At 42.7% G+C, this 14189-nt stretch carries 11 protein-coding genes; 6 read left to right on the forward strand and 5 right to left on the reverse strand.

Annotation, left to right across the window (positions count from 1 at the left end):
- Nucleotides 1–82 precede the first annotated feature (82 nt).
- The 5 genes from JMX75_RS08010 (at nt 83) to hemJ (ending at nt 4380) form a co-directional block, all read left to right on the forward strand.
- On the forward strand, nt 83–1093 hold the full coding sequence (locus JMX75_RS08010; protein WP_201531932.1) for a DUF368 domain-containing protein: 1011 nt from the start codon (nt 83–85) through the stop codon (nt 1091–1093).
- A 372-nt stretch (nt 1094–1465) separates the two neighbouring features.
- Complete coding sequence (gene aciT, locus JMX75_RS08015; protein WP_201531933.1) at nt 1466–1855, forward strand: AciT family ciprofloxacin tolerance protein; 390 nt, start codon at nt 1466–1468, stop codon at nt 1853–1855.
- 170 nt (nt 1856–2025) lie between these two features.
- The gene (locus JMX75_RS08020) at nt 2026–2532 is read left to right on the forward strand and encodes a hypothetical protein (RefSeq protein WP_011514462.1); all 507 of its coding nucleotides are present in this window, start codon (nt 2026–2028) and stop codon (nt 2530–2532) included.
- Between the two features lie 209 nt (nt 2533–2741).
- The gene (gene bioB, locus JMX75_RS08025) at nt 2742–3869 is read left to right on the forward strand and encodes a biotin synthase BioB (protein WP_201531934.1); all 1128 of its coding nucleotides are present in this window, start codon (nt 2742–2744) and stop codon (nt 3867–3869) included.
- Between the two features lie 76 nt (nt 3870–3945).
- The gene (hemJ, locus tag JMX75_RS08030) at nt 3946–4380 is read left to right on the forward strand and encodes a protoporphyrinogen oxidase HemJ (protein WP_011514464.1); all 435 of its coding nucleotides are present in this window, start codon (nt 3946–3948) and stop codon (nt 4378–4380) included.
- Between the two features lie 105 nt (nt 4381–4485).
- Here hemJ and JMX75_RS08035 read toward each other — a convergent pair whose 3' ends face one another.
- From JMX75_RS08035 to JMX75_RS08055, 5 genes are all read right to left on the reverse strand, one after another.
- Entirely contained in the window at nt 4486–5310 is an 825-nt protein-coding gene (locus JMX75_RS08035) for a hypothetical protein (protein WP_201531935.1), read from the reverse strand.
- A 236-nt stretch (nt 5311–5546) separates the two neighbouring features.
- Complete coding sequence (locus tag JMX75_RS08040) at nt 5547–6038, reverse strand: hypothetical protein (protein WP_201531936.1); 492 nt, start codon at nt 6036–6038, stop codon at nt 5547–5549.
- A 74-nt stretch (nt 6039–6112) separates the two neighbouring features.
- On the reverse strand, nt 6113–6829 hold the full coding sequence (rph, locus tag JMX75_RS08045) for a ribonuclease PH (RefSeq protein ID WP_011514467.1): 717 nt from the start codon (nt 6827–6829) through the stop codon (nt 6113–6115).
- A gap of 236 nt (nt 6830–7065) precedes the next feature.
- Complete coding sequence (locus JMX75_RS08050; RefSeq protein WP_201531937.1) at nt 7066–8850, reverse strand: AMP-binding protein; 1785 nt, start codon at nt 8848–8850, stop codon at nt 7066–7068.
- Nucleotides 8851–9407: 557 nt separating this feature from the next.
- Nucleotides 9408–11135, reverse strand: coding sequence for an AMP-binding protein (locus JMX75_RS08055; RefSeq protein ID WP_133104795.1), 1728 nt, complete (start codon nt 11133–11135; stop codon nt 9408–9410).
- Nucleotides 11136–11840: 705 nt separating this feature from the next.
- Between JMX75_RS08055 and parC the strand changes: the two genes are divergently transcribed.
- A complete protein-coding gene (gene parC / locus JMX75_RS08060; RefSeq protein ID WP_201531938.1) occupies nt 11841–14159 on the forward strand; it encodes a DNA topoisomerase IV subunit A in 2319 nt (772 codons plus the stop codon).
- Nucleotides 14160–14189 lie beyond the last annotated feature (30 nt).

Consider the following 14189-nt stretch of genomic DNA (forward strand, 5'->3'; position numbering starts at 1 on the left):
ATTTCATATTGCCATGTTTATCTTTTTCAATAACTTTTATCTTATCCAGTAACTTTATCTTGTCCAATAAAAAGGATTGTCCATGACGGCATCACAATCACCACGGCCAGATGCCCAGTCATCTTCCACCCAGTTAGATAACCAACCTGCGGCTGACGAAAGCAGCCCGATTTATAACAACAGCCCCAAGGAATTACTGGGTGTCTATGTGCGAGGGTTGGCAATGGGCGCGGCTGACATTGTACCGGGCGTCTCTGGTGGTACGATTGCATTGATTGCAGGTATTTATGAGCGCTTAATTAACGCTTTGAGCAGTGTGGGTCCCAATCTTTGGCAGGTCTTTCGCCAAGAGGGTGGTATCAAAGGTTTAATTGCAGTATGGCGACAAGTCGATGCCACTTTTTTATTGTTCTTATTGATGGGTATTGCCACCAGCCTTGCAACGCTTGCCGGTGTTATTAAGCATTTATTAGACAATCAGCCTTTAATGATTTGGTCATTCTTTTTTGGTTTGGTCATTGCAACTGTTTTTCTGTTATTAAGTGAGATTAAGCGCTGGAATATCGGACGGGCGCTATTGTTCCTGCTTGGAGTAGCCAGCGCCGTTATCATTAGCAGCTTGCCTCTGATGAATACGACGCCAAGTTTGCCGTATTTGTTTGTTGCCGGTGCTATCGCTATTTGCGCGATGATATTACCAGGCATCTCAGGATCTTTTATTTTATTGTTGATGGGTGCTTATGATACGGTGCTCGAAGCGGTTCATACTTTGAACTTTGCTATTATCTTTACATTGGTGGCTGGTATGGCAACGGGATTATTGCTCTTTACCCGTATGCTCAAATGGTTATTGTCCCGTTATTATCAAGCAACTTTAGCGCTACTTATCGGCTTTATCGCAGGCTCGTTGGTCAAAGTCTGGCCTTGGAAAACAGATGCCCTAGGGACATTAAATAGTGAAGCCGTTTATAACGTCATGCCATGGCATTACCCTACTGGCGCAGAGTGGTTAACGACCTTGAGCTTGATGCTATTAGGTGCCATTCTAGTGACTGCCTTATCGCTTTGGGGTCACCGTAGCCCTCGCCCTTAGTGTCTGTCTACTCTTGCTATAGGCGATTCAATTTAAAAAGAATACAGTACGGCTGGGATAAATTTTGCGAAGCCTCTGGAGTGCAAAGCGCACAGCAAGCGAGAGAAATTTATACCAGCATAATGCTATTCTTAACATAACTCTTCTATATTGAACTCACTATATTAAATCTTACCATTAAAAAAAAGCGCCCATATTAAGGCGTTTTTTTGTTGTCTAAAACTGTGAGATTTGCCATTTATTTTGCCAAATACTTTTAAAAAATCAAACGTCAGCTGTTGTCGCAAAGTCGCCTTCAGAGGCTTTAGCTTTCTGCTACAAACTTCCATAATAGCCTTGTTGGAATTCACCTTATGAAGAGCGAGATGAACAATGTTATTAACAATATTTTCTACATTTGGTAGCGAGGCGTTGAGTACAAGTGCCATATTGGGCTATGGTTTATTTTTAATCGCAGTTATTGCTATTGCTGTGTCATCACAGCGCTGGTTGCTTTGGTATTTGTTTGGCGGCATGGGATACTGGTTAGCCGTAGAAATGATTCATAGTTTAATGACACATTGGTTCTTGTGGTCAGAGTGGCACAATTATGTAATTGCTATGGGTATCAGTTGGCTGCCTTTAGGCGCATGGGTCTTGTATCGAGCGTTACGCTATGAGGATGTCAGTCGCAGCATGATACAAGAGCGTGAGCTGCAAGCAGCGCGCTATATAGAGCATACACCCGTCTATGACGACGACTATCAGCCACGCTTTCATTAAGCACTGCCCTATTATATTGCTGTCATCGAATGTTACAAGATACTTAAGGCTCTCTACGTAACTCCTAAAGAATTGACACCTAGCAATCGTTTATAATCTACTTATATATTTGTCACAAAAATTGTTATAAAGTACGCATTATTTGCGTCTCATTTTTTAGGAGTTTGTCTATGTTTACTGTACCGGTTTTGGATATTAAGTCTGATCCATTAGATGTTTTATTAGCTGTGATTGGTTATCGTTTGTCTATGCTAGCTGATAGCGATAATGAAGATGTTAAAAAAATACTTGCAGATCGCAAGGTTATTATTGAGCTTGCTAGCACTGAAGCAGATGTGGCACGTTATTATAGCTTTGATAATGGTGAATTTAGCCAACATAGTGGTCATGCTAAAGAAGCTGACCTGACTATCAATTTCAAAGACTCTATGACAGGCGTTAAGCTTTTAACTAAAGGCAGCCTTCCTGCCTTTATGACTGCCGTACAAGAAGGCAACTTAAGCATCGAAGGCGATTACAGCCTAATGATGTGGTTCAATAAACTTGCTAAGCATATCGTGCCAGCCATTCCAGAAGAATGTAAACCTTATATCCAAAAAGCCAAGCCATATGCTTATAAAGCACAAAAACTTGCCAACCATTGGGTCGGCGTTGCTAAGCACAAGTTGGGTAAATAATCGAATAATCAGAAGCGATAGATAGCTAGCTGTTAGTGATAGCTGAATGACGGCTTCGCTAGTTTCTGATTTTCTAAAAAGGTTGCGCTATACTATAGCGCAACCTTTTTTATTGTAGATCGTACTACTAAAAAATTAAAACAGATGAGCGACATCCGATGTTTATCTTCTATGACCATGCTTAATATCTTTATAAAAGGATTTATATTATGTCAGCACTGCTTAATATCACAGAGCCAAATAACAACACTAATAGCAATAACAACGATTTTTTAGCATCACTACCGACCGATGCCCCACAAGCCACTGCCAGCAAATACAGTCGCGAGCAGATTGCCCAATTGTTCGATTTGCCATTGATGGATTTATTATTACAAGCGCAAACCATACATCGTCAGAACTTTAATGCCAATGAAGTACAAATCAGCACCTTGTTGTCTATCAAGACTGGCAACTGCCCTGAAGATTGTGGCTACTGCTCACAATCCGGTCACCACCGCGATAAAACCAAGCTGGTCGCTGAGAAGCGCATAGAGGTGGACAAGGTGATTGCCGCTGCCAAACGTGCAAAAGCTACTGGCTCATCACGATTTTGCATGGGCGCAGCATGGAAGCACCCTAGTGCCAAAGACATGCCTTATGTGGTCGAGCTGGTCAAAGAAGTCAAAGCCTTAGGGCTTGAGACCTGTATGACTCTAGGTATGCTAGATACTGACCAGGCCGCACAACTGGCAGACGCAGGACTGGATTACTACAATCATAATTTGGATACGTCTAGAAGCTACTATGAGCAAGTAGTCAGTACGCGCAGCTACGATGAGCGTCTAGATACCATTACAAACGTACGCAACTCAGGTATCAACGTCTGTAGCGGCAATATCGTCGGTATGGGTGAGAGCCGTGATGACCGCATTGACTGGGTGCATGAGCTACTAAAAATGCCTAAAGCACCAGAGTCTATTCCAGTCAACTTATTGGTGCCGATTCAGGGCACGCCAATCGGTGATAAGGTCTTGGCAGAAGGTCAATTGTCAGTGCTTGAGTGGATTCGTACCATTGCTGTGACACGTATTTGCTGTCCAAGTAGCTATGTACGTTTATCTGCGGGTCGCGAAAGCTTATCTGACGCTGAGCAAGCATTAGCATTTATGGCAGGTGCCAACTCATTCTTTTATGGTGACAAACTGCTGACCACGGGCAACACCAGTCAATCAGGCGATGATAGGCTCATGCGCGAGCTTGGCTTAACCAAGCAATTTGCCGCTCCTCGTGCACCAAAGCAAGTACCTGTCATGGACGCCATGAGCGGTCATCAATCACAAGTAGTTTTGGCTTAACGCTACCATTATTAGATAATCTGCGCTAAGCTTGCCCGCGTTTATCATTGCTTAAAATAACCAAAGAGACTTCAGCATGGCAGATTATTTTAATTGGATTAAAGCGGCACACATTATATCCGTGGTGTGCTGGTTTGCAGCGATTTTCTACTTGCCGCGCCTATTTGTCTATCATGCAATGAGCGATGACAAGATCAGTCAAGAGCGCTTTACTATCATGGAGCGCAAGCTCTATCGCGGCATCATGACGCCAGCTATGATAGCGACGTGGGCTTTTGGGTTATGGATGGTGTTTTTGGGTTGGGACGTCTATAAAACCCAAGGCTGGCTACACGTAAAGATATTCTTAGTTATTCTATTGTCCGCTTATCATGGTGCCTGTGGTTTTTATCGTAAAAAGCTGGTCGATAACCCGCAATATAAGTCGCATGTATTTTGGCGCTGGTTTAATGAAGTACCCGTATTTGCTTTAGTCATTATTGTGATTCTAGTGGTGGTTAAACCGTTCTAAAATTGGCTGCAATATAGACAATAATTCATAGAAAAAGCGTCCATTACTTGATGAAGTAATGGACGCTTTTTTATAGCTGAATAAATTATATTAAAAAGATCTACATTAAACGTTCGGGCGCATAATCTGATAGACATTGCTCAAATCATAAACACGATAGCGCGCAGGCTCGCGGCGGCTCTCGCCAGCATAGCTTAATATCAGCGCTTGCTTTGCTTGCTCATTAACCCAGCCAACAAACAATCCGCTGTGCTCGACACCGTTATAACCATGATTGATATAGTAGAGCCAGTCACCAACTTCGATTTCACCACTATTGGCATAAGGACCTTGACCATAGGTACCTTTATGGATGGTATCGCGCGTCACCCCTGCTCGTTTGAACACCGCATTCAGATAATCCCAGCAGCCGCCTTGAATAATCGTACGCTCGTTCAGCGCCATTTTACGGGCAGTGCTAATTACTTCACGGGCAGCCAGACTACTTTGTGTTTCGGCATTGCTGAGTAACGGTAGATACTCGCTATCGACATTATCATAGTTGCCTGATAAAAATGCCGGCAAAACTGATGATACTTGGCGTTGTACTTCAGGATAACGATAATTAGGTTGGTTGTTGCTAACATAAGCATTTTGGTTAGAGTCGCTTTTATTAGCATAGCTACTATTAGAATAACTTGGTTGTGTATTACTTGTATTTGAACGATAACTATTAGAAGTACCAGCACGTTGGATAGTGGATCGCGTACTGATTTTAGCAGCAGGGACAGCGGGGTACGATGGTGTATAGCGGGCGCTATAATCAGTTAGAGAAGATTTTTGAGCAATTAAGCTGCTCATACTATCGGCGTGAACTTGACCGACTGCACCCAGAGTAAGTAATAATGCACTGCACGACGTTGTGATTGACCAAATGGGCAAACGCGACATGACTAGCTCCTTGTCAATATAGTATCAATAACCATAGTAGCGATAACCGTATTCATTATAAGTATGATGAGATTTTTCAATCTTACTTATAAACCATTTGGACAGGATTCTGCAAGCCTTATCACGCTTAAATAAACGATAAAAGGTATAAATATAAGAATAAGCGGTAAATAAATAAGACAAGATGAGCAGGTTAAAAATCTCAAACATTAAAAAAACCTTTAATAATAAAGGTCTTAATCGCTGCTCATTTTGATATTAACATGACGTTTGGTCAGTGTTTGACCTTGTAAGATCGCTTTGGTAGCAGTGGCTTCTTGGATATTATCAAAGCCACTAATACAATATTTACGTTTAGAATCGCCATTAGTAATCTCTAATTGCTCGCCTACTAGACTTATCGTATCGCTGTCAGTTAACTGAATAGGCATACGCTTGCCTTGGTTGTCATGTACCAGCTCACCAGCACGCACCCATAATATGCCGCTATTAATCATACCTGCCATGGCTTTTTTATGCTGTTGGCGCTGCCGATTAAAAAAGAAGCTACCGATAATCAGCAGTGCAAGCGCACCAATTGACCATCGCACCGGCAACAAACTCATTGCCAGCGCGACGCACACTGCGCCAACCAATAACACCGCACCAAACCAGAATAGCCCATTATCTAATGCTTGGGGCTGACCTTGTAAGGTAATTTTGGCGCCGTCATCAGTCAGCTTAAGCATGGGTTACTACCTGTTAAAGAGCGTGAGAGAATGATTAAAAAGCGTTGAGCAGGCGGTATAGCTGGCCTACATTACTACCAACCTAAGGCAGTTTTTTGCATAGCAATCAGCTCAGCGATGCCTTTTTCAGCAAGAATAAGCATATCGTCAGCTTGAGCACGAGTAAATGGCTTTTCTTCCGCCGTCCCTTGTAGCTCAATGAACTCGCCTTTTTGGGTCATCACCACGTTCAAATCCGTATCACAGCTGGCATCTTCTTCGTAGTTTAAATCTAAGTACGCTTTACCATCTTTCATACCGACAGAAACGGCAGCAACCAAACCAATCAATGGATCCGCTTTTAGTTTCTTAGTTTTTTGAATGCTCTCTAAGGCATCGATAAGGGCAATCGCGGCACCGGTCACACTAGCAGTACGAGTACCACCATCCGCTTGCAAGACATCACAATCTAGGTAAATGGTATTTTCACCAAGCTTACTCAAATCGATCATGGCACGTAAACTACGACCGATTAAACGCTGGATTTCTTGGGTACGACCTGATTGCTTACCGCGAGCCGCTTCACGTTGATTACGAGTATTGGTCGCGCGTGGCAACATGCCATACTCAGCCGTGATCCAGCCTTTGCCTTTACCCTTGAGCCAGCGTGGTACGCCAGACTCTACACTTGCGGTGCACAGTACTTTGGTGTCGCCAAAACTGACCAATACTGACCCTTCAGCATGCTTAGTATAATGGCGCTCAAAGCTGATTGAGCGAAGTTGATTAAGCTCACGGTTGTCAATACGCATAAAATTCCCTAGTACGAAGTTGTAAAAGCAGTGTTATAAAATAAGAGGTTTATATTTAAATTTATCGTTATGTGGTTAGCCAATCAGTATTTCCAGCAAATTTATATATTAAAATAAATGACAGCTGAATGCTCTAGCAGGGCTAAATGTTAGGTTATCCTAACGTGACAACGGTGCAATAGCAAGATTCACACAAGCTATCACACCGCTGTCTTGATTAAAAATAGCTGTAAAAGTTATTCTAGACCTTCCATCTTACGCAATTCTTTACGCAGGATTTTGCCCACGTTTGATTTTGGTAATTCGTCAACGAATTGAATATGACGTGGACGCTTATAGCCGGTTAGTTGTTTTTTACCAAAATCAAGCAGCTCTTGCTCGGTCACATTACCTTTTTTGACCACATATAGCTTTGGATCTTCGCCGCGATCATCATTTGGAATCCCGATCGCACCGCACTCTACTATCCCTGGATGCTCGCTCATGGCTTCTTCGATTTCATTTGGATAGACATTAAAACCAGAGACCAAAATCATGTCTTTTTTGCGGTCAACAATTTTGATAAAGCCTTTTTCGTCCATAATGCCGATATCGCCTGTTTTAAGATGACCACTGGCAGTAAAGCTTTCAGCCGTTTCTTCAGGACGGTTTTGATACCCAATCATGACTTGTGGACCTTTGACACAGATTTCACCACGCTCACCGATAGCTACCATGTTTTCATCATCGTCAATCAAAATGACATCGGTACTAGGGGCAGGGATACCAATCTTCCCGGTAAATTCAGCAATGGTCATTGGGTTAAAGGCAACTACTGGTGAGGTTTCAGACAAGCCATAGCCTTCAACGATAGGCAGACCAGTGATTTTATGCCACTCTTTTGCCACACTTGGTAGTACCGACATACCGCCACCAATAGAGGCTTTTAGACTAGAGAAATCTAAATCTGCAAAACTGTCCTTATGTACCAGGCCATTAAACAAAGTATTTACTGCAGGAATAAAGGCCGGTTTATATTTGCCCATCTCTTTAATCAAACCATCAAGATCACGCGGATTTGGAATCAGCAAACCAGCACAACCTTGGTACATGCTATACATCCCGCAAACCATAAACGAGAACACATGGTATAGCGGTAGCGCGGTCAAAAGCACATCAGTAGCGTCTATATCCTCTTCAAAAGCGCTGTCCATGAGCGCGCTAATCTGTAACATATTGGCGATTAAGTTACCATGAGACAGCATCGCACCCTTAGCTACCCCAGTCGTACCACCGGTATATTGCAATAATGCCACATCGCTTAAGTTCAAATCAGGACGCTTATATTTGCTAGCTGATACGGCACTTAATGCCTGCTTAAAGCTCGTGCTCTCTGGCAAACGATACGCGGGAATCATTTTTTTGACATGGCGGGCGACCAGATTGACCACGGGTCCTTTTATCGTGCCTAACATATCGCCAATTTTACAGACGATGACATGCTTCACTTGACCCTTATCTTGCGCATCTTGATAAGTTTTTGCAAAGTTTTCGACGATGAACAATGCTTTGGTGCCACTGTCATGCAACTGATGCGATAACTCGCGGCTGGTATACAAAGGATTGACATTGACCAGCACCATACCTGCGCGAATGATACCCAAAGCCACCACAGGATACTGCAAGATATTGGGCATCATGACACCGACTTTATCACCCTTTACGAGCCCTAATGACTGTAAATAACTGGCAATTTGACGACTGTATAAATCCAATTGCTTAAAGGTAATAGAAGCACCCATGCAGATATAGGCAGTTTTCTGTCCATAACGGCTGAAATTACGCTCGAACACATCAAGTAAAGAGGTACTGTCATCTGGCATCTCAATGGTAGGATTAATGCCATAGCGCTCATAAGCACTTAACCATGGACTGTCATTCGCTATCGTCGGCATAGTAGGAAACGCGTTAGCTCCAGCCTTTGATTGAGTATTATTCGCAGCTTTATGGTCTGTCATCTCTTTATTGATATTATCAGTCATAATTTTCCTTAAATGTGGCCGTTAAAATATAGAATATGTCTAATTAAATCACCGTGGTCGTTAGTCACTCATTTGCAAAATCAAAAACTTGTGAATAAGAAGTCTTTTCGCTCATAAGCAAACAGATCTTATCATTCACAAATCTTTTAAATCAAAATTATCACCTTCACACTCCACTCTATTGTTTACTATAAAACCGTTAAAGCTAACACGGCTACAGTGCTTTATAGTGATCATTCTGTGAAAGCTCTGGGCTAAAAAATCTACACTTTTATCGTTAAGTGCAAAAAATATCGATACGGACTATATCAGCTTTATGGAGAATTCTCTATGAATACCAGCAAATCATAATAGGAAAACAAAAAAATGATAAGGTCCTATATAAGCGACCTTATCATCATTGATAACCATCTTTTACAACAATATATCATAGCTATTTTTACTGGCTGTTTCTACTAATTGCCACATCAACTATTAAGCGGTTTTCATCCCTGCTTCTTACTAATAGATAAAGATGAAAGCAGATAAAAAAAGCTTTAAACTTGATGGTAAATATTCTAACCGTGGTTCTTTTCTTCAAGTACGCGTAGATCTTTATGTAAAATCTTACCGACGTTCGATTTTGGCAACTCATCGATGAACTCAACGTAACGCGGACGCTTATAACCGGTTAGGTTTTCTTTGCTATAGGCAAGCACTTCTTCTTTCGTCAAGCTGTCATCACTACGCACCACATAAATCTTCGGTACTTCGCCACTCTTTTCGTCTTCGACACCGATGACACCACATTCCAAAATCTTTGGATGGGCTGACATCACATCTTCTACTTCGTTTGGATACACGTTAAAGCCTGATACCAAAATCATGTTTTTCTTACGATCAACAATTTTAAAATAGCCTTCTTCGTCCATCACACCGATATCACCCGTACGGAAATAACCGTCAGACGTCATAACTTCAGCCGTAGCATCATCACGTTTCCAGTAGCCTTTCATCACTTGCGGACCACGAACACAAATCTCACCGCGCTCACCAAGGGCTACTTCATTGCCTTCTTCATCCAAGATAGCCATGTCAGTCGCTGGCATCGGCAGACCGATATTGCCTGAGAATTCGCCATTACCCTGTGGGTTTGCAGACGCAACCGGAGAAGTCTCTGACAGACCATAACCTTGTACAATCACGTTACCAGTAATTTTTTGCCATTTCTCAGCAGTATCTTTTAGAACCGCCATGCCGCCGCCCATAGACATCTCAAGCTTGCTATGATCTAAGGCTTTAAATACCTCACTGTTCGCCAATGCATTAAACAGGGTATTAACTGCTGGGAAAAATGCAGGTGGGTAATCTTTATAAGCCTTGATTAAGCTTGCACCATCACGTGGATTCGGTACCAGTAGACCGATACAGCCGCGATATAAGCCGAACATACCACAAACGGTAAATGAGAAGATATGATACAGCGGCAATGCCGTCATGATAACGGGTTGCTCAGCCATACCGTCAAATTTATCGAAAGCGTCACCAAGATAGGTATCACACTGAATCAGGTTGGCAACTAAGTTGCCATGGGTAAGCATCGCGCCTTTGGCCACACCTGTGGTACCACCGGTATATTGCAGAACAGCAATATCATCAAGGCAGATATTATCTGGACGTTTATAATTTTTCGCCGGAAAGCGATTCAGTGCCGTTTTAAAGTTAGTGCTGCTTTTAAGGTTATAATCAGGTACCAGTTTTTTCACATGGCGCACGACCATATTGACAATAAAGCCTTTCAACGGGCTCATCAAGTCGCCCATCGAGGTTACGACGACATGGTCAACCAAGTCTTTACCAATCTCTTCATAGGTTTTGGCAAAGTTCTCTAAAATAAATAAGGCTTTGGTATCAGAGTCTGTTAGCTGATGCTCAAGCTCTTTTGAGGTATAAAGCGGATTGACGTTGACCAAGGTCATACCCGCACGCAGCACACCCAATACTGCAACCGGTAGCTGCAAAATATTTGGCATCATAACGCCGACTTTATCGCCTTTTTTCAGCCCAAGTGACTGTAAGTAGGCAGCAATTTGTTTACTATAGCGATCTAAATCTTCGTAGGAAAGCTTGACGTCCATACACACAAACGCTGTTTTACCAGCATGTTTAACAAAATTCCGTTCAAATATATCGATTAAAGAAGTATTGGCGGCTGGCATATCAATATCATATTGAATACCAAGCTTTTCGTAAGTTTTTACCCATACTTTATCGTTACGACGGATCTGGTTACCTTGATTTTCCATAATCTTACTTCTCCTAATAAATAATGCGCTACTGTAAACCCATAATTATCACAATGTGATAAACGTACAAAGACTCGGTGTGCAAGCTCACCACAGTGATGGCAAGCAAGGCTGGCGGTGCAAAGATATTGTGATGAGTCAACAATTTAGCGGTAAATAGCCCTTTATTGTTTAACATACACACTTTATACAAACTACTCAATACAAAAAAATGCTACTTGAGTTCGTAAAGTAACTTGACGGTCAATATTTACATTTATATCAGTGAGTTAATTATGATTCCGAGCAAATAACCCACTTTTTGTTGATAAGTATTTATCGTCTATTCGTAGATAGAATTCATTAAAATCTGGAAGTGACATTGAGCAAAACGATAAGCGCTCAGCCTGCACACCGCTTGCCTGCATCGATTTTATGATTATGAGCATTATTAAGGCTATATGGGTGAAAACGTAAATGTGATAAGTAAGAGGATAAAAACAGTAACATGAACGACACTCATATTATTTTCTAAAAACTATCGACCAAAACGTTATAGGATCATCATGCTTAATAAAACCATTAGCTTAAGCACGTCATGCACTGTCGTTTATACTAAGTAGTGGCTTTTTAATTGCACCAATATCCTTTAGGATAGCACTATCCTATTTGCACGATTGCACCGATTTTTTATACCTATTAAAACTGATAAGTGAACCCTATTTTATGTCCGATGTTATCGATCACACGCTTGACCCAATCCTTGCAAATGAACCAATGGATACGCGCTCAGTGGCAGAGTTCGCTGAGCAAGCCTATCTTAATTATGCCATGTACGTCATCATGGATCGGGCGCTGCCAAATATTGCTGATGGTCTAAAGCCTGTCCAGCGCCGTATTGTTTATGCCATGAGCGAGCTTGGGCTAAAATCGACAGCGAAGGCGAAGAAGTCTGCGCGTACAGTCGGTGACGTATTGGGTAAATATCATCCGCATGGCGACAGCGCTTGTTATGAAGCCATGGTACTGATGGCACAGCCTTTCAGCTATCGCTATCCGCTGATCACTGGTCAAGGTAACTGGGGTAGCCCTGATGACCCCAAGTCCTTTGCCGCCATGCGTTATACCGAAGCCAAAATGTCTGCTTATGCCAATACCTTGCTCGCGGAACTTGGTCAAGGTACGGTTGATTGGCAAGATAACTTCGATGGTACGATGTTGGAGCCAACCACCCTGCCTGCCCGCCTGCCCAATATTTTATTAAATGGAACAACTGGTATCGCCGTCGGTATGGCAACGGATATTCCGCCGCATAACCTGAATGAGGTGGTACGCGCAGCGATTCGTCTGCTCAAAAACCCTGAGCTGTCGGTTAAGCAATTAACTCAATCGATACCAGCGCCTGATTTGCCAACCCCAGCTGAGATCATCACCAGCAAAAAAGACTTGCAAGCGATGTATGAGACTGGACGTGGCAGCTATAAAATGCGGGCGACCTTTCATATTGACCCGAAAGAGAAAAATCTTGTTATCATCGATGCGCTTCCTTATCAAGTATCAGGCAATAAGATTCAAGAGCAAATCGCCAAGCTGATGACCGATAAGAAGCTGCCTTGGATTGTTGATATTCATGATGAGTCAGACCACGAAAATGCCTGCCGTATCGTCTTAGAGCTAAAATCTACCCGCGTCGACGTGCAGCGCGTCATGAGTCATCTATTTGCCAGCACTGATTTAGAAAGCAATTACCGCGTCAATATGAATATGATTGGCCTAAACGGTAAGCCGCAGGTCAAAAACCTGAAAGAAATATTGGAAGAATGGCTCGTCTGTCGCCGTTCTGTAGTCACGCGCCGCTTGCAATATCGCCTTGATAAAATTGATAAGCGCTTACATATCCTCGCAGGTTTGCTGATTGCTTATCTGAATATCGATGAAGTTATTCGCATCATTCGTGAAGAAGACGACCCAAAATTATCATTAATGCAAGATTATGACCTGACTGAAATACAAGCCAATGCTATCTTGGATATTCGTTTGCGTCAGTTAGCTAAACTCGAAGAGATTGAGCTGCGCCGCGAGCAAGATGATCTAGCTGCTGAACGCGCTATCATTCAAGAATACTTGGACAATCCAGATAGCCTGACCAATTTGATGATTGATGAGCTCACTGCCGACATGAAAGAACACGGCAACGAGCGCGTATCGCAATTGGCAGAACGCGAAGAAGCGCAAGCGCTCAAAGAATCTGACCTCGTACCAAGCGAGCCTGTCACCGCTATCCTATCGAAAGCCGGCTGGATACGCGCGGCTAAAGGTCATGACGTCGATGCTGCTGGCATGGCTTATCGCTCAGGTGACAGCTACCAAGCCTACGTTCGCGCTAAATCCAACGAGAGAATCTACGTGCTCGACAGCACCGGACGCAGCTATAGTATCGATGCGCATAGCCTCGCTTCTGCTCGTGGTCAAGGTGATCCGCTGACCAGCGTCTTAAAACCGCCAGCAGGTGCGACTTTTGAGCAATTGCTTACTGGCGACAATGACCAGCGTATTATTTTAGCCAGCTCGCAAGGCTATGGTTTTATTAACACCATTGGTAATCTAGATAGCAATCAAAAAGCCGGTAAAAATATCATTAACCTAGCTGCTGATAGTCGTTTATTACCTATCGCACGTATTGATGCTCAAACTGAGGTGATTGTAAGCTCTGAGAACAATGGCATCCCTGCTAGCGAAAATAGCGCTACTCTCGATCATATCGCTGTGGTCACCAATGCTGGCTATTTATTGATATTTGCGCTTGATGATTTGCCTGAACAGGCTCGTGGTAAGGGTAATAAGATGATTACTCTAAAAAGTGATGAAGAAGTACTTACCATCACGCCACTTAGTAAACAAGACAGCTTAATCATCACTGCTGGCAAGCGTCATGTGACCTTAAAGCCGATGGACTTAGTCAACTATACTGCTAAACGTGGTAGTCGTGGTGGTCAGTTGCCACGAGGCTTTCAGAACGTGACAAGTGTTGAGGTTGTTGGGTAAAATTATTTCTATAATCTTAAATAGAGTAGT

This window comes from Psychrobacter sp. LFX-11D (genome assembly GCF_904846475.1).
GTDB lineage: Bacteria > Pseudomonadota > Gammaproteobacteria > Pseudomonadales > Moraxellaceae > Psychrobacter > Psychrobacter cryohalolentis.

Coding starts and splice junctions, on each gene's coding strand:
- JMX75_RS08010 (WP_201531932.1), top strand. CDS start 83: ATGACGGCATCACAATCACCACGGCCAGATGCCCAGTCATCTTCCACC.
- aciT (WP_201531933.1), top strand. CDS start 1,466: ATGTTATTAACAATATTTTCTACATTTGGTAGCGAGGCGTTGAGTACA.
- JMX75_RS08020 (WP_011514462.1), top strand. CDS start 2,026: ATGTTTACTGTACCGGTTTTGGATATTAAGTCTGATCCATTAGATGTT.
- bioB (WP_201531934.1), top strand. CDS start 2,742: ATGTCAGCACTGCTTAATATCACAGAGCCAAATAACAACACTAATAGC.
- hemJ (WP_011514464.1), top strand. CDS start 3,946: ATGGCAGATTATTTTAATTGGATTAAAGCGGCACACATTATATCCGTG.
- JMX75_RS08035 (WP_201531935.1), bottom strand. CDS start 5,310: ATGTCGCGTTTGCCCATTTGGTCAATCACAACGTCGTGCAGTGCATTA.
- JMX75_RS08040 (WP_201531936.1), bottom strand. CDS start 6,038: ATGCTTAAGCTGACTGATGACGGCGCCAAAATTACCTTACAAGGTCAG.
- rph (WP_011514467.1), bottom strand. CDS start 6,829: ATGCGTATTGACAACCGTGAGCTTAATCAACTTCGCTCAATCAGCTTT.
- JMX75_RS08050 (WP_201531937.1), bottom strand. CDS start 8,850: ATGACTGATAATATCAATAAAGAGATGACAGACCATAAAGCTGCGAAT.
- JMX75_RS08055 (WP_133104795.1), bottom strand. CDS start 11,135: ATGGAAAATCAAGGTAACCAGATCCGTCGTAACGATAAAGTATGGGTA.
- parC (WP_201531938.1), top strand. CDS start 11,841: ATGTCCGATGTTATCGATCACACGCTTGACCCAATCCTTGCAAATGAA.